This window comes from Achromobacter sp. EG18 (genome assembly GCF_059759395.1).
Genome location: NZ_CM186213.1, coordinates 4,976,423 through 4,996,455, shown reverse-complemented (window position 1 = coordinate 4,996,455; position 20,033 = coordinate 4,976,423). Strand labels below are relative to the sequence as shown.

Annotated in this window: 16 protein-coding genes; 3 read left to right on the top strand and 13 right to left on the bottom strand. The window is 69.2% G+C overall.

Features of this window, described 5'->3' with window-relative positions:
• Nucleotides 1–154: 154 nt before the first annotated feature.
• The 7 genes from AC6CR5_RS22995 to AC6CR5_RS22965 all read right to left on the bottom strand — a co-directional run bounded on the left by AC6CR5_RS22995 (nt 155) and on the right by AC6CR5_RS22965 (nt 11,735).
• Nucleotides 155–1,729, bottom strand: a complete 1,575-nt coding sequence (locus AC6CR5_RS22995; RefSeq protein ID WP_024067635.1) for an efflux transporter outer membrane subunit — start codon at nt 1,727–1,729, stop codon at nt 155–157.
• A complete protein-coding gene (locus AC6CR5_RS22990; protein ID WP_498084992.1) occupies nt 1,726–4,836 on the bottom strand; it encodes a multidrug efflux RND transporter permease subunit in 3,111 nt (1,036 codons plus the stop codon). The genes AC6CR5_RS22995 and AC6CR5_RS22990 overlap by 4 nt, the downstream gene beginning before the upstream one ends.
• Nucleotides 4,833–7,931, bottom strand: a complete 3,099-nt coding sequence (locus AC6CR5_RS22985) for an MdtB/MuxB family multidrug efflux RND transporter permease subunit (RefSeq protein ID WP_498084991.1) — start codon at nt 7,929–7,931, stop codon at nt 4,833–4,835. The genes AC6CR5_RS22990 and AC6CR5_RS22985 overlap by 4 nt, the downstream gene beginning before the upstream one ends.
• 15 nt (nt 7,932–7,946) lie before the next feature.
• Nucleotides 7,947–9,224 (bottom strand): MdtA/MuxA family multidrug efflux RND transporter periplasmic adaptor subunit, encoded by a 1,278-nt coding sequence (locus AC6CR5_RS22980; protein ID WP_035200201.1) that lies wholly within the window; start codon nt 9,222–9,224, stop codon nt 7,947–7,949.
• Between the two features lie 137 nt (nt 9,225–9,361).
• Complete coding sequence (gene zapD, locus AC6CR5_RS22975; protein WP_026383627.1) at nt 9,362–10,114, bottom strand: cell division protein ZapD; 753 nt, start codon at nt 10,112–10,114, stop codon at nt 9,362–9,364.
• Between the two features lie 42 nt (nt 10,115–10,156).
• Nucleotides 10,157–10,804, bottom strand: coding sequence for a dephospho-CoA kinase (gene coaE, locus AC6CR5_RS22970; protein ID WP_006386940.1), 648 nt, complete (start codon nt 10,802–10,804; stop codon nt 10,157–10,159).
• Between the two features lie 73 nt (nt 10,805–10,877).
• Nucleotides 10,878–11,735, bottom strand: a complete 858-nt coding sequence (locus AC6CR5_RS22965; RefSeq protein ID WP_020925331.1) for a prepilin peptidase — start codon at nt 11,733–11,735, stop codon at nt 10,878–10,880.
• Nucleotides 11,736–11,917: 182 nt separating this feature from the next.
• On the opposite strand from AC6CR5_RS22965, the gene AC6CR5_RS22960 reads away from it, so the two are divergent.
• Entirely contained in the window at nt 11,918–12,694 is a 777-nt protein-coding gene (locus AC6CR5_RS22960; protein ID WP_026383626.1) for a copper resistance protein NlpE N-terminal domain-containing protein, read from the top strand.
• Between the two features lie 133 nt (nt 12,695–12,827).
• Here the strand turns inward: AC6CR5_RS22960 and AC6CR5_RS22955 are convergent, their stop codons facing one another.
• The 4 genes from AC6CR5_RS22955 to AC6CR5_RS22940 all read right to left on the bottom strand — a co-directional run bounded on the left by AC6CR5_RS22955 (nt 12,828) and on the right by AC6CR5_RS22940 (nt 15,346).
• The gene (locus AC6CR5_RS22955) at nt 12,828–13,226 is read right to left on the bottom strand and encodes a response regulator transcription factor (protein ID WP_020925333.1); all 399 of its coding nucleotides are present in this window, start codon (nt 13,224–13,226) and stop codon (nt 12,828–12,830) included.
• 125 nt (nt 13,227–13,351) lie between these two features.
• Complete coding sequence (panC, locus tag AC6CR5_RS22950) at nt 13,352–14,206, bottom strand: pantoate--beta-alanine ligase (RefSeq protein ID WP_026383624.1); 855 nt, start codon at nt 14,204–14,206, stop codon at nt 13,352–13,354.
• A 44-nt stretch (nt 14,207–14,250) separates the two neighbouring features.
• Nucleotides 14,251–15,141, bottom strand: coding sequence for a segregation and condensation protein A (locus AC6CR5_RS22945; protein ID WP_024067627.1), 891 nt, complete (start codon nt 15,139–15,141; stop codon nt 14,251–14,253).
• A gap of 16 nt (nt 15,142–15,157) precedes the next feature.
• Complete coding sequence (locus AC6CR5_RS22940; protein ID WP_006386935.1) at nt 15,158–15,346, bottom strand: DUF3460 family protein; 189 nt, start codon at nt 15,344–15,346, stop codon at nt 15,158–15,160.
• A gap of 98 nt (nt 15,347–15,444) precedes the next feature.
• On the opposite strand from AC6CR5_RS22940, the gene AC6CR5_RS22935 reads away from it, so the two are divergent.
• The gene (locus AC6CR5_RS22935) at nt 15,445–16,899 is read left to right on the top strand and encodes a DHA2 family efflux MFS transporter permease subunit (RefSeq protein ID WP_006386933.1); all 1,455 of its coding nucleotides are present in this window, start codon (nt 15,445–15,447) and stop codon (nt 16,897–16,899) included.
• Nucleotides 16,886–18,409, top strand: coding sequence for a glycerol kinase GlpK (glpK, locus tag AC6CR5_RS22930; protein ID WP_498084990.1), 1,524 nt, complete (start codon nt 16,886–16,888; stop codon nt 18,407–18,409). The genes AC6CR5_RS22935 and glpK overlap by 14 nt, the downstream gene beginning before the upstream one ends.
• Before the next feature lie 43 nt (nt 18,410–18,452).
• Here glpK and AC6CR5_RS22925 read toward each other — a convergent pair whose 3' ends face one another.
• Complete coding sequence (locus AC6CR5_RS22925) at nt 18,453–19,010, bottom strand: hypothetical protein (RefSeq protein ID WP_006386931.1); 558 nt, start codon at nt 19,008–19,010, stop codon at nt 18,453–18,455.
• Entirely contained in the window at nt 19,010–19,945 is a 936-nt protein-coding gene (locus tag AC6CR5_RS22920) for a LysR family transcriptional regulator (protein WP_006386930.1), read from the bottom strand. The genes AC6CR5_RS22925 and AC6CR5_RS22920 overlap by 1 nt, the downstream gene beginning before the upstream one ends.
• Nucleotides 19,946–20,033: the final 88 nt, after the last annotated feature.

Genomic DNA, 20,033 nt, shown 5'->3' with positions numbered 1-20,033 from the left:
GTACTTCGCGGTTCGACGCGGCCGGCCTCGCCATGGGCGGGATGTCGCATCGTGGGCTGACGCCCGACGTGACCACACGGTCACTTTTTCCGCATTAGGAACCCGGGGCCCCGGCTTGTCAATCGGGAGAAGGAGGAGTCGGGCGTTATCCCTACTAAGGTTGGCTGGCCGGCTGCGCGCCGGCCGGCGCCACGCTCTGGCCCGCGCCCGGCCGATCGCCGGCCATCGGCGCGCCAGCGGCCTGGCCGCCGGCCGCGGCGCCGCCCTGCGCCGGCGCCAGCCCCTGCCAGCCTCCGCCCAGCGCGACGATCAGGTTGACGCTGGCAATCAGGCGGTTGCCGTACAGGCTGAGCGCGCTGCGCTCATTGCTGAGCGCGGTGGCGTCGACCACCGCCACGCTCAGGTAATCGACCAGCCCGGCCTTGTACTGGTTCTGCATCAGCCGCAGCGATTCGCGCGCCGATTCCAATGCGCGGCGCTGTACCGTCTGTTCGTTTTCCATCACCCGCAGCTGGATCAGATAGTCCTCGACCTCGCGCAATCCTGTCAGCGCCGCCTGCCGGTAAGCGGCCGCCTGCGCATCGTAGGATGCGCGCGCCTGCTCGACCTGCGCCTGGCGCGCGCCGCCATCGAAAATCGTCAACGCCAGCGCCGGCCCCAGCGACCAGAAGCGCGCCGGCGCGGTCAGCAGTTCGGCGAACTGGCCGTTGCGAAAGCCCCCGTCGGCGGACAGGGTCAGGCTGGGGAACCAGGCCGCCTGCGCCACGCCGATCTGCGCATTGGCGGCGGCGGCGCGGCGCTCGGCGGCAGCCACGTCGGGACGGCGCTCCAGCAGCTCGGACGGCAGGCCCACCGGAATCTGCGGCAGTTGCAGCGAGAACGGCGCCGGCGGCAGGCTGAAGCGCGACGGCGCCTGTCCCATCAGCACCGCGATGGCATGTTCGTACTGGCCGCGCTGCCAGTCCAGGTCGATCGACTGCGCGCGCGTGCTTTCGACCTGGGTGCGCGCCACCGCCACGTCCGACTGCCCCGCCACGCCAACGTTGTAGCGGTTCTGCGTCAGCTGCAGCGACTTCTCGTAGGCCGCCACGGTGGCGTCCAGCAGGCGCTTCTGCTCATCCAGCACGCGCAATTGCAGATAGGCCTGCACCAGGGCGGCCTGCGCGCTCAGGCGCGTGGCGGCCAGATCAGCCAGGCTGGCCGCGGCGCTGGCCTCGGAAGACTCGACGCTGCGGCGTACCCGCCCCCACACATCCAGTTCCCAACTGACGTTGCCGGTCAGCGAGTACTGGTTGGACACATTGCCGCCGCCGGCCGACGAGGACGACGAACCGTTGCCGCCGCTGCCCGAGCGCGTCAGGCCGGCGCCCGCGCCCACCGTGGGGAAGAACCCGGCGCGCGCGCCACGCACCAGCCCCAACGCCTGCCGGTAGTTGGCCTCGGCCTGGGCGATGGTCTGGTTGGACGCATTCAGGTTGTCCACCAGTCCGTTGAGCGTGGCGTCGTCGTAGACGCGCCACCATTGTCCGCGGTCGACGTCGTCGCGCGGTTCGGCCCGCTTCCAGCCTGGCACCTCGACCTGTCCTTCCTTGTAGGCCGCGCCCACGTCCAGCGCCGGGCGCTGGTAGTCGGGGCCGACGGCGCAGGCGGCCAGCGCCGCGCACAGCGCCAGCGTCAGGCCGGCGCGCGGCAGGAATGCGTAGGGGAAAAGCTTGGCGTTGCGGATCATGGTTGTTCTATCGAAGCGGCCCCGCCGCGCCGGGCGCGCCCGCGCGCGGCCCAGAGGCGGAAGCGGTCAAGGTAAAGATAGACCACGGGCGTGGTGTACAGCGTGAGAATCTGGCTCAGCACCAGCCCGCCCACGATGGTGATGCCCAGCGGCTGGCGCATCTCGACGCCGGCGCCGGTGGCCAGCACCAGCGGCAAGGCGCCGAATATGGCGGCCATGGTGGTCATCATGATGGGGCGGAACCGTGTCAGGCAGGCCTGGAAGATGGCTTCGCGCGGCGCCATGTGCTGGTTGCGCTCGGCCTCCAGCGCGAAGTCCACCATCATGATGGCGTTTTTCTTGACGATGCCGATCAGCAGGAACACCCCGATCAGCGCGATCAGCGTGAAATCGGTGCGCACCAGCAGCAGGGCCAGCAGCGCGCCCAGCCCGGCCGACGGCAGCGTCGACAGGATCGTCAGCGGATGCACGAAGCTCTCGTACAGGATGCCCAGCACGATATACATGGTGACCAGCGCCGCCAGGATCAGCCAGGGCTGCTGCGCCAGCGTCTGCTGCAGCACCGCCGCCGTGCCCTGGAAGCCGGCCTGGATCTGATCCGACGGCAGGCCGATGCGCGCCACCGCGGCGTCGATGGCGGCGGTGGCCTGGCCCAGCGACACGCCCGGCGCCAGGCTGAACGACACCGTGTCGGCCACGAACAGGCCCTGATGCTGCACGCTCAGCGGCGCGTTGGCGTTCTCGAAGCGGGCGAAGGCCGCCATCGGCACCCGCGCGCCGGTCGAGGTGATGACCTCGACCTGCTTGAGCGACTCGATGTCCTGCGCGAACCTCTGGTCCACCCCCAACACCACGTGGTACTGGTTCAGCGGTCCGTACATCACCGACACCTGGCGCTGGCTGAAGGAATTGTTCAGCACCGTGGAAATGGTGGCCATGCTCACGCCCAGCCGCGTGGCGGCGTCGCGATCGATCACCAGGTTGATTTCGCGGCCCTTGTCCTCGACGTCGGTATCGACGTCGGTGATCTCGGGTACCTTCGCCATGGCCTGCTGCACCTTGGGCATCCACGAACGCAGCAATTGCAGGTCGCCGGACATCAGCGTGTAGTCATAGGAACCCTGGCTCTGGCGGCCGCCGACCCGGATGTCCTGCTGCGCCACCAGGAACATGCGCGCGCCCGGCATGTTCTGCAATCGCGCCCGCAGCCGGTTGATGACCTGGTCGGCCGATACCTTGCGTTCCCCCAGCGGCTTGAGCTGGATCTGCATGAAGCTGCTGTTGCTGCCGCCGCGCCCGCCCGCGTAGCCGGTCATGCTCTGCACCGCCGGATCGGCCAGCACCACCTTGCGCAGCGCTTCCAGCTTGGGCACCGTGGCCTGGAACGAGGTGCCCTGGTCCACCCGGAAAAAGCCCAGCAGCTGGCCGGTGTCCTGCTGCGGGAAGAAGCCCTTGGGCACGACGGTGTACAGGTACACGTTCAGGCCGACCGCCGCCGCCAGCACCAGCATCATCAGCCGGCCATGGGCCAGCGCCCACGCCAGGCTGCGGCGGTAGCCGTCCTGCATCCAGTCGAAGCCGCGTTCCGCCCAGCGCGCCAGGCGGCCGGGCGGCTTCGGTTCCTTGGGCTCGGCCTTGAGCAGGCGCGCGCACATCATCGGCGTCAGCGTCAGCGACACCACCAGCGACACCATGATGGAGGCCGACAGCGTCACCGCGAATTCCCGGAACAGCCGTCCCGCCACCCCGCCCATCAGCAGGATCGGGATGAATACCGCCACCAGCGACAGGCTCATCGACAGCACCGTGAAGCCCACCTCGCGCGAGCCGCGCAGCGCCGCCCGCATCGGCGACATGCCGTTCTCGACGTGGCGCATGATGTTCTCGAGCACCACGATGGCGTCGTCCACCACGAAGCCGGTGGCCACGATCAGCGCCATCAGCGAAATGGTGTTGAGCGTGAACCCGCACAGATACATGATGCAGAAGGTGCCGATCAGCGACACCGGCACCGCGACGCTGGGAATGATGGCCGCGCGCCAGCGCCGCAGGAACAGCAACACCACCAGCACCACCAGGCCCACCGCGATGATCAGCGTCAGCTCGGCCTCGTGCAGCGAGGCGCGGATGCTGGGGGTGCGGTCCTGCGCCACGGTCAGCTGCACGTCGGCCGGCATCAGCGCCAGCAGCGTCGGCAGTTGCGCGCGCACCGCGTCCACGGTCTCGATGATGTTGGCGTCGGCCTGGCGCCGCACGATCATCAGGATCGCGTTGCGCTGGTTGTAGAAACCGGTCTGGAACAGGTCCTCGACGGAGTCCTCGACCTTGGCCACGTCCGACACCCGCACCGGCGCGCCGTCGCGCCAGGCCACGATCAGCGGCCGGTATTGTTCGGCGCGGCTGAGCTGGTCGTTGACCATGATCTGCCAGTGGTACTGGTCATTCTCCAGCACCCCCTTGGGCCGGTTGGCGTTGGCATTGGCCAGCGCCGTGCGCACCTCGTCCAGCGACACGCCGCGATTGGCCAGCGCGCCCGGCAGCACGGTCACGCGCACCGCCGGCAGCGAACTGCCGCCCACCGTGACCTCGCCGACCCCGTCCACCTGCGACAGTTTCTGCGCCACGATGGTCGAGGCCAGGTCGTACATCTGGCCCTGGCTGAGCGTATCGGACGTCATCGCCAGCGTCATGATGGGCGCGTCCGACGGATTGGACTTGTGGTACGTGGGATTGCTGCGCAGGCTGGTGGGCAGCAGCGAGCGGGCGGCGTTGATGGCCGCCTGCACGTCGCGCGCGGCGCCGTTGATGTCGCGCGACAGGTCGAACTGCAGCGTCACGCGGGTCGAGCCCTGCGAGCTGCTGGAGGTCATCTCGGTCACGCCGGCGATGCTGCCCAGCGAACGCTCCAGCGGCGTGGCGACGCTGGACGCCATGGTCTCGGGGCTGGCGCCCGGCAGGCTGGCCGACACCGAGATGGTGGGAATGTCCATCTGCGGCAGCGGCGCCACCGGCAACAGGAAGAACGACAGCATGCCCGCCAGCACGACCGCCAGCGACAACAGCGTGGTCGCCACCGGCCGGACGATGAAGGGCGCCGACAGGATCACGGCGCGCTCCCGGCGCGCGCCTCGCGCATGCCGCGCCAGCGCCGCGACATGCGGTCGAACATCAGGTAGATCACGGGCGTGGTGAACAGCGTCAGCACCTGGCTCAGCAGCAGGCCGCCCACCATCACCAGGCCCAGCGGCTGGCGCAGCTCGGCGCCGGTGCCCGTGGACAGCATCAGCGGCAGCGCGCCGAACAACGCCGCCAGCGTGGTCATCAGGATCGGCCGGAAGCGCAGCAGCGCCGCCTCATGGATCGCCGCGCGCGGCGACAGGCCGCGCTTGCGCTCGGCGTCGAGCGCGAAGTCGATCATCATGATGGCGTTCTTCTTGACGATGCCGATCAGCAGGATGATGCCGATGATGCCGATCATGTCCAGCTCGGTGCCGCTGATCAGCAGCGCCAGCAGCGCCCCCACCCCGGCCGACGGCAGCGTCGACAGGATGGTGATCGGGTGGATGTAGCTTTCGTACAGCACGCCCAGCACGATGTACATGGTGACGATGGCCGCCAGGATCAGCCACAGCGTGCTCGACAGCGAGTTCTGGAACGCCAGCGCCGCCCCCTGGAAGCGCGTTTCGACGCTGGCCGGCATGCCGATCTCGGCCTCGGCCGCGGTGATTGCCTCGACCGCGGCCGACAGCGACGCGCCCGGCGCCAGGTTGAACGACACCGTCACCATCGGGAACTGGTCCAGCCGGTTCACCGCCAGCACCGTCTTGCCCTCGGTGATGCGGGCGATGGACGACAGCGGCACCTGGGCGCCGGTCGAGGTCGGCACGTGGATCTGCCCCAGCGCGGCCGGGTTCATCTGGAACTGCGGCTGCACCTCCAGCACCACGCGGTACTGGTTCGACTGGGTGAAGATGGTCGAAATCAGGCGCTGGCCGAAAGCGTCGTACAGCGCCTCGTCCACCACGGAGGCGGTGATGCCCAGGCGCGAGGCGGCGTCGCGGTCGATCTCGACCCAGGTCTGCAGGCCGTCGTCCTGCAGGTCATCGGTCACGTCCTTCAGGCCCGGCACCTGGCGCAGCCGGTCGATCAGCTTGGGCGTCCATTCGCTCAGCACCTTCAGGTCCGGGTTGGACAGCGTCATCTGGTACTGCGTGCGGCTGACGCGGTCCTCGATGGTCAGGTCCTGCACCGGCTGCATGTAGACGGTCAGGCCGTCCTGCTTGCCGAAGGCTTGCTGCAGCCGCGCCATGACCGTGCGCAGGTCGCCGTTGCGCTCGGCCTGCGGCTTGAGCGCGATCTGCATGCGGCCGGCGCTGAGGGTGGCGTTGCTGCCGTCCACGCCGATGAAGGACGACACCGCCTGCACGTCCGGATCCTCCAGCGCCAGCCGCGCCGCCACCTGCTGGCGCTCGGCCATGGCGGTGAACGAAATGGACTGCGGCGCCTGCGTGATGGCCTGGATCAGCCCGGTATCCTGCTGCGGGAAAAAGCCCTTGGGAACCAGGATGTACAACAGCACCGTCAGCGCGAAAGTGGCCAGGGCCACCAGCAACGTCAGCGGCTGGTGGCGCAGCACCTTCTGCAGCATGCGGTCGTAGGCGGCGATGGTGCGGTCGATGAAGGCGCCGGTGACCTGGTGAAAGCGCCCGTGCTTCTGCTCGGATTCGGCGCGCAGCAGGCGCGCGCACATCATCGGCGTCAGCGTCAGCGACACCACCAGCGAAATCAGGATGGACACCGCCAGCGTGATGGCGAATTCGCGGAACAGCCGCCCCACCACCTCGGTCATGAACAGCAGCGGGATCAGCACCGCGATCAGCGAGAAGGTCAGCGAGATCAGCGTGAAGCCGATCTGCTGCGCGCCCTTGAGCGCGGCCTGCAGCGGCGTCTCGCCCTCTTCGATGTGGCGGGCGATGTTCTCGATCATGACGATGGCGTCGTCCACCACGAAGCCGGTGGCGATGGTCAGCGCCATCAGCGTCAGGTTGTTGATGGAGAAGCCGGCCAGGTACATGATGCCGAAGGTGCCCACCAGCGACAGCGGCACCACCACGCTGGGGATCAGCGTCGCGGTCAGGCTGCGCAGGAACACGAAGGTCACCATCACCACCAGTGCCACGGCCAGCAGCATCTCGAACTGCACGTCGGCCACCGAATCGCGGATGGTCTGGGTGCGGTCCGACACCACCGTCACGTCCAGCGTGGCCGGCAGCGCGGCGCGCAGCTGCGGCAGCAGCGCCTGGATGCGGTTGACCACGTCGATGACGTTGGCGCCGGGCTGGCGCTGGATGTTCAGCAGGATGGCCGGCTTGTCGCCGGCCCAGGCGGCCTGGCGCGTGTCCTCGGCGCCCTCGACCGCGCGCGCCACGTCCGACAGGCGCAGCGGCGCGTTGTTCTTGTAGGCGATGATCAGGTCGTTGTAGTCGGTCGGCGACTTGAGCTGGTCATTGGCGTTGATGGTGGTCGAGCGCAGCGGCCCGTCCAGGTTGCCCTTGGGCTGATTGACGTTGGCGCCCACCACGGCGGCGCGCAGGTCGGTCAGCCCCAGGCCATTGGCCGCCAGCGCCTGCGGATTGACCTGCACCCGCACGGCCGGGCGCTGCCCGCCCGCCACGCTCACCAGGCCCACGCCCGGAATCTGCGACAGCTTCTGCGCCACCCGCGTATCGACCAGATCGCGCACCTGCGGCAAGGGCATGGTGGGCGAGGTGATGGCCAGCGTCAGCACCGCCGCGTCGGCCGGATTGACCTTGTTGTAGATCGGCGGCACCGGCAGGTCGCTGGGCAGCAGGTTGGATGCCGCGTTGATGGCGGCCTGCACCTGCTGCTCGGCCACGTCCAGCGGCAGCGTCAGGTTGAACTGCATGGTGATGACCGAGGCGCCGCCCGAACTGGTCGACGACATCTGGTTCAGGCCCGGCATCTGGCCGAACTGCCGTTCCAGCGGCGAGGTCACCAGCGACGTCATCACGTCCGGGCTGGCGCCCGGATACAGCGTGGTCACCTGGATGGTGGGGTAGTCGACTTCGGGCAGCGCCGACACCGGCAGCATGCGGTAAGCGATGAAGCCCGCGATCAGGATGGCCACCATCGACAGCGTGGTGGCCACGGGCCGCAGGATGAACAGGCGCGACGGGCTCACGGGGCGGCCCCTCGATCAGCGCGTGGCGGGCGTGGTGCCCGCCGGCGCGCCCCCGCCCAGCGACTTGTCCTTGGCGGCGGGGATCACCTCGCCCCCTCCCACGACCTCGACCTTGGCGCCGGCGCGCAGGCGGTCGGTGCCCTCGGTGACGACGCGGTCGCCCGGCTGCAGGCCTTCGTTGACGGCCACCATGCCATTGTTGATGGCGCCCAGCTTGACCTGCCTGACCTGCACGGTATCGTCCGGCTGCACCAGGAACACGAAGGCCCCGGCCGAACCCTGCTGCACCGCCGCCGTCGGGATCGCGGTCACGCCCTTGCGCGTCAGGACGTGCAGGCGCACGTTGACGAACTGGTTGGGAAACAGGGCGTCGTCCTGGTTGTCGAACCTGGCCTTGAGCTTGAGGGTGCCGGTGGTGACGTCGATCTGGTTGTCCAGCGTCTCCAGCGTGCCGGACGCGATGCGGCGAGTGTCGGCGCGGTCATAGGCCTCCACCGCCAGGGTGCGGCCCTGGGCCAGTTCGGCGCGCACTTCGGGCAATTGCGTCTCGGGCAGCGTGAACACCACCGAGATCGGCTGGGTCTGCGTGATCACCACCAGGCCGTTGGTGTCCGAACTGGACACCAGGTTGCCGCGGTCGACCTGGCGCAGGCCGAGGCGGCCGCTGATCGGCGCGGTGATGCGGGCGTAGTCCAGCTGCAGGCGGGCATTGTCGACATTGGCCTGGTCGCTCTTGATGGTGCCTTCGTATTGCCGCACCAGCGCGGCCTGGGTGTCGACCTGCTGCTTGGCGATCGAGTCCTGCTTGAACAGGGCCTGGTAGCGTTGCAGGTCGCGGCGCGCGTTTTCCAGCAGCGCCAGGTTCTGCATCTGGGTGCCGCGGGCCTGGTCCAGCGCCACCTGGAAGGCGCGCGGGTCGACCTGGGCAAGCAGGTCGCCGGCCTTGACCCGCTGCCCTTCCTGGAACGGCACGTCCACCAGTTCGCCGCTGACGCGGCTGCGCACCGTGACGGTGTTGTAGGCGGTGACGGTGCCGAGCGACTTGAGATAGATGTCGATGTCCTGCGTGACGGCGCTGGCCACCCGCACCGGCACCGCCATATTGGCCATCGCCGCGGCCATGTTGGGCCGCCCGCCCGCGCCCGGGCGTCCGCCGCCGGCATTGCCTGGCGCGGTCGCGGGCCGCAGCGCCCACCAGGCGATGCCGGCCGCCACCAGCAAAAGCACCGCCAGCCCGATGATTCTGCGGCGGGTCCAGCGGGAAGGCGACGAAACGGGGCGGCTATCGGACATGGGAAACGGTTCCGGCACTGACGGAGAAAGCCGTATTGTGACCTAGACGGCCGACATTTCCGTCATTGTCCGTTGCCGCTGAAATAGGCCGCAACAGGAATCGGGGCGGTATCGCCCCCCCTGGCATTGCGTCAGGGTCAGGAGTTGCAGAGGGTCATCTGGAACGGGATGCTGCGGGCCACCTGCTGGGGCTTGAACTCGCCGTCCTGGGTCGAAAAGCGGATCCAGATCATGTACTTGTTGGCGCTGATCTCAGGGAACACGCCCTGGTCGGGGTCGATCCAGACGCGCAGCAGCTGGTATTGCTTGCCGCCCAGCATCTGCTGGTAGGCGCCCTGCTCGGCCACGATGTCGGCCTTGCGGCCGGATTCGCGCAACAGGCGCAGGGCCAGGGTCAGGCCGTCGTGCAGGGCAATGAAGGGCGCCAGCCAGGCCTGCAGGTCGGCGCAGCGCGCCGCTTCCGGCTTGTGCTGCCAGGCGTAGTACGAGGGCATGTCGACCTGGGTGGCGCCGCCCGGCACCGACAGGCGGCCCCGCAGGCTGGTGAGCCATTCGTTCTCGCGCAGCGACTGGCCGGTCTTGCCGGGCGCGGCCAGGGCCGCCACCACTTTCTCGAGTTCGCGCAGCATGCCTTCGAGCGCGTCCTGCGCCACCCCGGGATGATCGCGCAACCCCACCAGCGCCACGCGCTGGCGTTCGAGATCCTGCAGCACCGCGCCTTTCACGTCGGTGCGTTCGCACACGTCGAGCAGATCGAACAGCGAACTGACCGCGACCTGGTGCTGCCGTGAATCCCCCTCGCGGGCAAAGAAGAACAACCTGTCGAACAGGTATTCAAGCCGCAGGTAAGCGCGAATGCGCTCATTGAAGGGATATTCGAAAACGATCACGCTGGTAAACAGGCCCATCGGAGGTCGGCCCGCGGGCCGAGATTATTCAGGGGTGCCGGCCAAGCCCGGGGCTTGCCGGCCCGTCGTGGCCGCCAGCGCCAGCCAGCGGTCATGCAGGGTCTTCGCCTGCGCGCGCAATTGTTCGGGTGATGTCGCGCCGCCATTGTCGATGACGTCGTCCGCGACTTCGAGCCGACTCGCCCGCGCAGCCTGTGCCGCCATGATACGCCGGATGGCTGAGTCCGTCAGCCCGCTGCGCGAACGCACGCGCGCCACCTGCGTTTCCGGATCGCAGTCGACCACGCAGATGCGGTCGACCCGGTCGCGCCAACGCGCGATCGACTCCACCAGCAGCGGCACCACGAATACCAGGTAATGCCCGTGAGCGGCCTCGGCCTGGCGCTCGGTTTCCTGGCCGATGACCGGGTGCAGCACGGCTTCGAGGCGCTGGCGCACCCGTGGATCGGCAAAGGCGCGTTCACGCATCCAGTCGCGGTCGAGCGCGCCGGCAGGCGTCAGGGCGCCGGGCCCGAACTCGCGCTCGATGGCCGGCATCGCGGCGCCGCCGGCCGCCGTCAGCGCGCGCGCAATCTCGTCGGTGTCGACGACCGCCGCGCCCCATTCGCCCAGCATGTCGGCCACGCGCGACTTGCCGGAGCCGATGCCGCCGGTCAAACCAATCTTGAACATAGTCTTCATCCCTCCGCGGCCCTGCCTCGGCCGGTTCCGCGCATCGCCTCCTGCCGGGCGGCGCTTCGCGCGCTCAGTGCAGCAACCATCCCAGGCCCTGCTCCCCGCCCAGCAGCAGCACGGCCACGCCCGCCAGCGCCAGATAGGGGCCGAACGGCAGCGCCTGTCCCCGGCTGGCGCGGCCACTGAGCGTCAATGCGCCGCCGACCACCACCCCCGCCACCGACGCGGCGAGCAGCAGCATCGGCAAGGCGCCGACGCCGAACCACGCGCCCAGCGCCGCCAGCAGCTTGAAATCGCCAAAGCCCATGCCCTCGCGTCCGGTCAGCAGGCGGAATGCATGAAAGATAACCCACAGGAACACGTAGCCAGCCACCGCGCCCACCACCGCCATCGACAACGGCGTGAACGCGTCGAACAGATTCACCAGCAGCCCGGCCCAGGCCAGCGGCAGGGTGATCGCGTCGGGCAGCAGGGTCGTCTCCAGGTCTATCCAGGCCAGCGCCACCAGCGCCGCCGACAAGCCCATGGCGCACAGCGCGATCGGCGTGGCGCCGAAGCGCCAGGCGCAGGCGGCGAACAGGATGCAGGTCATCGACTCGATGGCCGGATAGCGCCAGCCGATCGGCGCGTGGCAGGCGGCGCAACGGCCCCGCAGCGCCAGCCAGCCCAGCAGCGGCAGGCGCCGCCAACCGGTGACCGGCGCCTGGCAGGCGGGGCAGTGGGCCGCCGGCGCCAGCAGGCCGTAAGCGGCGGCGGACCGCGGCTTGCCGGCCGCCTCCTGGCATTGCGCCTGCCACTCGTGCTCCATCATGCGGGGCAGACGATGGGTCAGGCGCGTCAGCCAGCCCCCCGCGAACAGGCCGGCCAGCGCGGCCAGCGCGACGAACGGCGCCAGCGGCACGGGAAAGACGTGCCACAAGGTCGTCATAAGCGGTCCCTCGGCTGCCGTTGTCCGGCCTCGACGCCGGGGCGGCGGGCATGAGGCCCGGGGCCGTGTCGTAATTTGTGCATAAAGTGCCGGCAACGCCTTTCTGGGTGAGGGGGGATCGTATCGAATCTTCGCATAAGTGCGTAAAATCGGAGACAGACTCAACTTACGGATCAGCTGCCATGGCCGCGCGCGTCGAAATCCTTACCCGCCCCCGCAAACTCAGCATCATGGGGCTGCTGCTAGCGGGCACGGCGCTGGGGGCCGCGGGGTGTGCCCAGCAGCGCACCGAAGGCTATTACGATCCTCCCGTCGAAAGCACGGTCACGGACGCCCAGTACCAGGGGTCCGGCGCCGGCTACCGCACGGTGCTGCGGGCGCCGTCGCAGGTGCAGATCGCGCTCAAGCCCGACCAGAAAAAGACGCCGAGCCAGGCGGCCGCCGCGGCCCAGGGCGCCGCCACCACCGAAGACGGCCAGGCCGCGCCGGAAGGCGCCGACAGCGGCTCGGGCTCCTCCGGCGCGGCGCCGGCCCCCGTGGCGCCGGCCTCTGCCCAGAGCGCCGCGGCCAACAGTCTGGTGCCGCAACCGCAGACCTACATGGGCACCCTGCCGTGTTTCTCCCCCGCCATGCAGTGCACGGCGCAGCGCGTCACGCTGACGCTGGCACCCAATGGCCGCTGGCGCGGTCGCACGGCCTACCTGGAAAACGACCCCAAGAAGGCCGCGCCGGTGGTCGAGCAAGGTTGCTGGGACGCCACCGACGAACGCCCGCCCCGCGTCATCCTGCTCGACGGCCAGGGCAACGTGCGGGTCGAATTCGTCGTCGCCGCCAATAACGTGCTGCGCGTGCGCTCCGTCGCCGGCCAGACGCCGAACCTGAACTACAACCTGACCCGCCAGCCGGACCTCGATCCCATCGACGAGCTGGCCAAGGCCAAGGCGCCCCAGTGCCCCTGAACCCGGCAGGCCGGATCCGCCCGGCCTGAACCGAAGACCTGCCACCACAGGGCCCGCCGGACACCCCGTCCGCCGGGCCCTGTGCTTTTCAGTTGGCAGGAACGCCGCGCATGCTCCAGTCGAATGTAAGCGCCTACTTACTCCAAAACCCTTTGTTTATGAGACTCGCCGAACAATCGGAGATGATCACATCGATCGGCGTGGCCGCCACCGCGTAGTCCGCGCCGGTTCGCGCCGGCTCCGCCGCCGGCCCGGCCGGCGCCTGGCCCTCGCCCGGCGCGCCGCAGCCCGCCACCGGGGACAGGCCCTGCCGCGCGTAGGCGCACAGGCGGCACGCCAGCTGCATGGCGTTGCGCACCCCCAGCTTGGCGAAGATGCGGGCGCGATGGGCTTCGACGGTGCGCAATGAAATGGCCAGGTCGATCGCGATGACCTTGTTGGGCTGCCCGGCCGCGACGTAGGCGACGATCTCGCGCTCGCGCGGCGTCAGGGTGGCCAGGATGACAGGGAGATCGGGATGGGGGACGGGCATGGGACTCTATGTTCTGCAATGAAGACTTGCAGAGAGTCTGCCGTGCCGAGGCGGGCGGCGTAAGCTGGCAATTTTGCCAGGGGGCCGGGCGCGGCACGGCACGGCGTAGCCGGCCCGGCGCGGCCTCAGGCCGTGTAGGACAGCTCCAGGTTGTCGATCAGACGCGTCGCGCCCAGCTTGGCGGCGGCCAGCACCACCACCGGCTCGCCGGCCTGCAGGTCGGCGGCTTCCGGGCGCTTGAGGTCGCGCTGGCGGCGCAGGGCGATATAGTCCACCTTCCAGCCGCGATCGGTCAGGTGCTGGGTGGCCTCGCGTTCCAGCTTGGCGGCGTCGCGCTCGCCGGCCGCCAGGCGCTGGCCCACGTTCCGCAGCGCGGCATACAGGGCCGGGGCCTCGGCGCGCTCGGCGTCGCTCAGGTAGCGGTTGCGCGAGGACAGCGCCAGGCCATCATCGGCGCGCACGGTCTCGTGCGCCAGCACTTCCACCGGCAACTGGAACTGGCGGCACATGTTGCGCACCACCATCAGCTGCTGGTAGTCCTTCTTGCCGAACACCGCCACCCGCGGCTGGACACAGGAGAACAGCTTGAGCACCACGGTGCTGACGCCGGCGAAGAAGCCGGGGCGGAACTCGCCTTCGAGGATGTCACCCAGGTCGTCCGGCGGCTGCACGCGGTAATTCTGCGGCTCGGGGTACATCTCGCGTTCGTTGGGCGCGAACAGCACGTAGACGTCGCGCTCGCGCTCGAGCTTCTCGATGTCGGCGGCCAGGGTGCGCGGGTATTGGTCGAAATCCTCGTTCGGCCCGAACTGCAGGCGGTTCACGAAGATGCTGGCGACCACCGGATCGCCGTGCTGGCGCGCCAGCTTCATCAGCGCCAGGTGGCCTTCGTGCAGGTTGCCCATGGTGGGCACGAACGAGACGCGGTTCTGGCCGCGCAGGTGGTCGCGCAGTTCCTGGATGGTGTGGACGACTTTCAAGGGGAATCTCCGGGGTTGGGCGCACAGCCCGGGGGGGAATTGGATCAGGCCGCGACCGCCGCGACGCTGGTGTAGGCCAGGCGCACGTAGATGGGCGCGTAGGGCTCGGCCTGGGTGATTTCCAGCAGCGACTCGCGCGCCAGTTCCAGCATGGCGATGAAGTGCACCACCACCACCGCGGCCGGCGCGCCTTCGCGCACCCGTTCCATGAACAGGTCGCCGAACTCCATGAAGCGCACGTCGTTCAGGCGCCGCAGGATGTGCGTCATGTGATCGCGCACCGACAGCTGTTCGCGGGTGATGTGATGGTGCTGGTTGAGCTTGGCCCGCTTCATGATGTCGGCCCACGCGGCGCGCAGGTCGTCCACGCTGACGTCGGGCAGCATGCGCTCGACGCTCAGGTCGGCGACCGCGTGGCTGCTGACGAAGTCGCGGCCCAGCTGCGGCATGGCGTCGAGCTTCTGCGCGGCCAGTTTCATCTGTTCGTACTCGAGCAGGCGGCGCACCAGTTCGGCGCGCGGATCCTCGGGCTCTTCGCCGGTGTCGGTCTTCTTGACCGGCAGCAGCATGCGCGACTTGATCTCGATGAGCATGGCCGCCATCAGCAGATACTCGGCGGCCAGTTCGAGGTTGTGGATGCGGATCTGTTCCACGTACGACAGGTACTGCCGCGTGACATCCGCCATGGGGATGTCCAGCACGTTGAAGTTCTGCTTGCGGATCAGGTACAGCAGCAGGTCCAGCGGCCCCTCGAAGGCCTCGAGGAACACCTCCAGCGCGTCCGGCGGGATGTACAGGTCCGTCGGCATCTGGAACAGCGGCTCGCCGTACAGGCGCGCGAAGGCGACGCTGTCAACGGTATCGGGCGTGCTGTCGACGGGCGGTTCCACTAGCGCGGCCAGGGCGTCGCCCGGGACGGAGGGGTTGTGGGCCATGGCTGCCGCAACGGTATCAGTCGGCCTGATACACGTACGGCTTTTGCGGCACGCGGGCCGCGCGGAAGCCTTCCAGCAGTTCCGCGTCCTGCGGCTTGTCCCAGAGACGGGCGCGGCCTTCACGCTGGCGCTCTTCGGTGCCAGGATGCGACTGCTTGTAGTCTTTCAGGAACTTGGTGATCTCGGATTCGTAGTTGGTCGCCATGGCACCAATTTCAGTGGGTTTCGGATGCCGCCAGTTTACTGCACCCGGGGCCGAGACCCGGCGTTACAATCTTCCAGGTCCCTCCGCCCTCCTCCGCCATGTCCGCAGAATCAGCAGCCGCAGCCAATCCCGCTCCTCCCTCGACCCCGGACGCGGCACGCGCGGCGCGCATGATTCCCTTCATCGTCGGCTGCGCGCTGTTCATGCAGATGCTGGACGCGACCGTGGTGGCGACCGCCCTGCCGGCCATGGCCCGGGCCCTGGGATCGACCCCGGTGCGGCTGAACGTGGCCATCACCTCCTACCTGCTGTCGGTGGCCGTGTTCGTGCCCGTCAGCGGCTGGGCCGCCGACCGCTACGGCGCGCGCCGCGTCTTCATCGCCGCCATCGGCCTGTTCACACTCAGTTCCGTGGCCTGCGCCCTGTCGCAGGACCTGCCGCAACTGGTCATCTCCCGCGTGGTGCAGGGCATGGCCGGGGCCATGATGGTGCCGGTGGGCCGCATCATCCTGCTGCGCACCGTGCCCAAGCAGGACCTGCTCAAAGCCATGTCGTTCCTGTCGATCCCGGCACTGCTGGGGCCGGTGATCGGGCCGCCGCTGGGCGGTTTCATGGTCACCTACATGTCGTGGCACTGGATCTTCCTGATCAACATCCCCATCGGCGTGCTCGGCATCGCGCTGGTGCTGCGCTACGTGGCCGAGATCAAGGAAGAATCGGCGCCGCGCCTGGACTGGCTCGGCTTCCTGCTCAGCGCCGTGTGCCTGGCGACCCTGGTCAGCGGCTTCGAGGCCATCGGCCGCGACGTGATGCCGCTGCCGCTGCTGCTGGGCCTGATCGCGGTCGGCATCGCCTGCGGCCTGCTCTATGGCTGGCACGCGCGCCGCACCGAGCATCCCATCATCGACCTGGCGCTGATGCGCATCCCGACCTTCGCCATCTCGACGCTGGGCGGCAACCTGTGCCGCTTCGCGGTCGGCGCCACGCCCTTCCTGCTGGCCATGCTGCTGCAGGTGGGCTTCGGCCTGTCGCCGTTCTCGGCCGGCCTGATCACCTTCGCCAGCGCCGCCGGCGCGCTGCTGATGAAATTCGTCGCCACGCCTATCGTCAGGCATTTCGGCTTTCGCCGCGTGCTGACGGTGAACGCGGTGCTGACCGGCGCCTTCATCGTGGTCTGCGCCACGTTCACGCCGTCCACCCCGGTCTGGCTGATGATCGCCATCCTGCTGATCGGCGGCTTCTTCCGCTCGCTGCAGTTCACCGGCGTAAATACGCTAACCTATGCCGACATACCCCCGGCCAGGATGAGCCGCGCCAGCAGCTTCGCCGCCATGGCGCAGCAACTGGGCATCAGCCTGGGCGTGGGCGTGGCCGCGGTGACCCTGAACATCAGCATGACCCTGCGCGGGGCCGAAACGCTGGCGGTCGGCGACGTGATCGCCGGCTTCATCGTCATCGGCCTGATGTGCGCGGCTTCGGTCTTCTCCTTTAGACGCCTCGACCCGCTGGCCGGGGCACACCTGAACGGCGCCAAGAACAGTGACGACGAATGAATTTATCCTGGCCCTGGACCAGGGCACGACCAGCTCCCGCGCCATCGTGTTCGATCGCGACGGCGTGGTGCGCGGCATCGGCCAACGTGAATTCCGCCAGCACTACCCGCGGCCGGGCTGGGTCGAGCACGACCCCGGCGAAATCTGGCACAGCCAGCTGGACGTGGCGCGCGAGGCCTTGCGCAACGCCGCCGCCAGCGCCGCCGACGTAGCCGCCATCGGCATCACCAACCAGCGCGAAACCACCCTGATCTGGGAGCGCGCCAGCGGCCGCCCGCTGGCCCGCGCCATCGTCTGGCAGGACCGCCGCACCGCGCCCATGTGCGACCAGCTGCGCCAGGACGGCCACGCCGACTTCCTGCAATCGCGCACCGGGCTGGTGCTGGACGCCTATTTCTCGGGCACCAAGCTGGCCTGGCTGCTGGATCACGTGCCCGGCGCGCGCCAGAAGGCCGAGCGCGGCGAACTGGCCTTCGGCACCGTCGACACCTGGCTGATCTGGCAGTTGACCGGCGGCGCGGTGCACAGCACCGACCCCAGCAACGCCTCGCGCACCATGCTGTTCGACCTGCATACGCAGGACTGGAACGACGAGATCCTGGCGCTGCTCAACATCCCGCGCAGCGTGCTGCCATCCATCGCGCCCAGCAGCGCGGTGGTGGGCGAAGCCCTGCCCGAATGGCTGGGCGGCTCCATTCCCATCGCCGGCGTGGCCGGCGACCAGCAGGCCGCCACCTTCGGCCAGGCCTGCTTTGCGCCCGGCATGGCCAAGAACACCTACGGCACCGGCTGCTTCATGCTGATGAACGTGGGCGACAAGCCGGTGCAATCGCGCAACCACCTGCTGTCCACCGTCGGCTGGGGCTTGCCCACCGCGGGCCAGGACGGCTGGCGTGCGGCCTACATGCTGGAAGGCGGCGTATTTGTCGCCGGCGCCGCGGTGCAATGGCTGCGCGACGGCCTGGGCATCATCCAGCGCTCCGAGGAAATCGAATCGCTGGCCGCCAGCGTGGCCGACACCGATGACGTCTTCATGGTGCCGGCCTTCGCCGGCCTGGGCGCGCCGCACTGGGACCCCTACGCCCGCGGCACCCTGGTGGGCCTGACGCGCGGCACCACCCGCGCCCACATCGCCCGCGCCACGCTCGAATCCATCGCGCTGCAGAGCGCCGAACTGCTGACCTGCATGAACGGCGACAGCGGTATCGCGCTGACCGAGCTGCGGGTGGACGGCGGCGCCGCCCGCAACGACCTGCTGATGCAGATGCAGGCCGACCTGCTGGGCGTGCCGGTGGTGCGCCCGCGGGTGCCCGAATCGACCGCGCTGGGCGCGGCCGGCCTTGCCGGCCTGGCGGTCGGCTTCTGGTCGGATCAGGACGAATTCGCCTCCAAGTGGCAGGCCGAACGCACCTTCGAACCGGCCTGGCCGGACTCGGTGCGCGAGGCCCGCATGCGGCGCTGGCGCCAGGCGGTGGAGCTGTCCAAGGGCTGGTCCAACACGGCCAAGTGATGGCCGGCCGGGCGGTCTTCGCCTCGCCCGCGCCAACGGCGGCTCACGGCCGCCGCGCCTGCGCCTGCATCACCCGCAACGCCATGCGATAGCCGGCGAACAGATAGAACGCATTGCTGTTCATCAGCAGCCACGCGCCGGCGCCGCCCAGCAGCGCGACCACCGGGCCGACCGCGCGCATGTCGCCCTGCGACCAGGCGATCAGGCCCAGCGCGCCGGCAGTGGCCAACGCCAGCGCGGTGCGCTTGAGCAGCACCAGCCCCAGGCTGTAGCCGCCCATGAACGCCACCACGCCGATCGCCAGCGCCAAGGCCGTGACGGCGCAGGCCAGCACCAGCGCGAAGGCGGCCAGGGCCGGCCCGGCCGGCCGCAGCAGCAGGCTCAACAGGCCGATGCCGACGCCGATGCCGCCGACCATCGTCAATACGGCCAGCGCCAGCGGCGACCACAGCCCCGGCGGCGCGGCGCGCGCATCCATCTCGGCGACGAAGCGGTGCATGGCCGCTGACGTGTCCGGCGCGCCCGCCTCGTCCCGCAGCGCCGCCTCCAGCCGGCGGCATTGCGCGATCAGCGCATTCAGTCCGGGCCCGGATGGCGCCATCAGAGCCTCGTCACGCCCGGCGCGTGTTCCGCCACCGTGTTGCGCAGCGCGGCCATCGCCTCCTGCACGGCGGTCGGCCTGAATGCGTCCTCGCGCCAGTACATGGCCACCGAGCCGAAGCCCGACAGGCGCACCGGGATGATGCGCATCGCCTTCATCTGCGTGAAGCGCAGCGCGGCGCGATGCGAGGCCACGCCGATCATGTCGCTGTTGTTGATCAGGGTGAGGTTGATGGTGACCGAATTGGATTCGACGTGATCGGCCGGCGGCGCCTGGCCGGCCGCCGCCAGCGCGGCGTCGACCGCGTTGCGGATCGGCGTGCCCTTGGGCCACAGGATCCAGCGGTACGACAGCAGCTCGGGCCAGCCCGGCTGCTCCAGCGCGAACAGGGGATGGCGCGGCCGCGCCACCAGATGGATCGGCTCCAGGTACAGGGCCTCGAAGCGGATGGCCGGATCATGATGCTCGGGCGCCGAGCGGCCCACCACGATGTCCAGGTCGCCCTGCGCCAGTTGCGCCAGCAGGCGGTCGGTGGTGCCCTCCACCAGCTTCACGCGGGCCTGCGGCATGCGTTCGAGCAGCTTCATCACCGCCAGCGGCACGGTGTCCGACGCGGACGCGCCCGAGGCTCCGATCACCACCCGTCCGCCGCCGCCCTCGCGCAGCGCGGCCATGTCGGCGCTGGCGCGGTCCAGCTGCGCCTCGACCCGCTGCGCGTGCGCGATCAGCACGTCGCCATGCGGCGTGGGCCGCAGGCCGCGCGCATGGCGCTCGAACAGCGGCAGGCCGATGTCGTCCTCCAGATCCTTCAGCCATTTCGACAACCCCGGCTGGGTCGTGTTGAGCATCGCGGCCGAGTGGCTGATGTTGCGGGTCTGGGCCAGGCTGAGGAGCATTTTCAGGTTGCGCAGGCGCAACCGGTGAGTCCAGTCCATGGAGTCCCCTTTGGTCTCTTATCCATATAGTTATTGGTATGGATAATAAGATAATTTCATTTCAAAACACATAGCTCGTTACGCATAA

Excerpts from the sequence above, each read along its gene's own strand:
- AC6CR5_RS22935 (WP_006386933.1), top strand. The coding sequence starts at position 15,445 with ATGTCCGCAGAATCAGCAGCCGCAGCCAATCCCGCTCCTCCCTCGACC.
- coaE (WP_006386940.1), bottom strand. The coding sequence starts at position 10,804 with ATGTTCAAGATTGGTTTGACCGGCGGCATCGGCTCCGGCAAGTCGCGC.
- AC6CR5_RS22960 (WP_026383626.1), top strand. The coding sequence starts at position 11,918 with ATGGCCGCGCGCGTCGAAATCCTTACCCGCCCCCGCAAACTCAGCATC.
- AC6CR5_RS22995 (WP_024067635.1), bottom strand. The coding sequence starts at position 1,729 with ATGATCCGCAACGCCAAGCTTTTCCCCTACGCATTCCTGCCGCGCGCC.
- AC6CR5_RS22955 (WP_020925333.1), bottom strand. The coding sequence starts at position 13,226 with ATGCCCGTCCCCCATCCCGATCTCCCTGTCATCCTGGCCACCCTGACG.
- AC6CR5_RS22965 (WP_020925331.1), bottom strand. The coding sequence starts at position 11,735 with ATGACGACCTTGTGGCACGTCTTTCCCGTGCCGCTGGCGCCGTTCGTC.
- AC6CR5_RS22920 (WP_006386930.1), bottom strand. The coding sequence starts at position 19,945 with ATGGACTGGACTCACCGGTTGCGCCTGCGCAACCTGAAAATGCTCCTC.
- AC6CR5_RS22940 (WP_006386935.1), bottom strand. The coding sequence starts at position 15,346 with ATGGCGACCAACTACGAATCCGAGATCACCAAGTTCCTGAAAGACTAC.
- AC6CR5_RS22925 (WP_006386931.1), bottom strand. The coding sequence starts at position 19,010 with ATGGCGCCATCCGGGCCCGGACTGAATGCGCTGATCGCGCAATGCCGC.
- AC6CR5_RS22980 (WP_035200201.1), bottom strand. The coding sequence starts at position 9,224 with ATGTCCGATAGCCGCCCCGTTTCGTCGCCTTCCCGCTGGACCCGCCGC.
- AC6CR5_RS22945 (WP_024067627.1), bottom strand. The coding sequence starts at position 15,141 with ATGGCCCACAACCCCTCCGTCCCGGGCGACGCCCTGGCCGCGCTAGTG.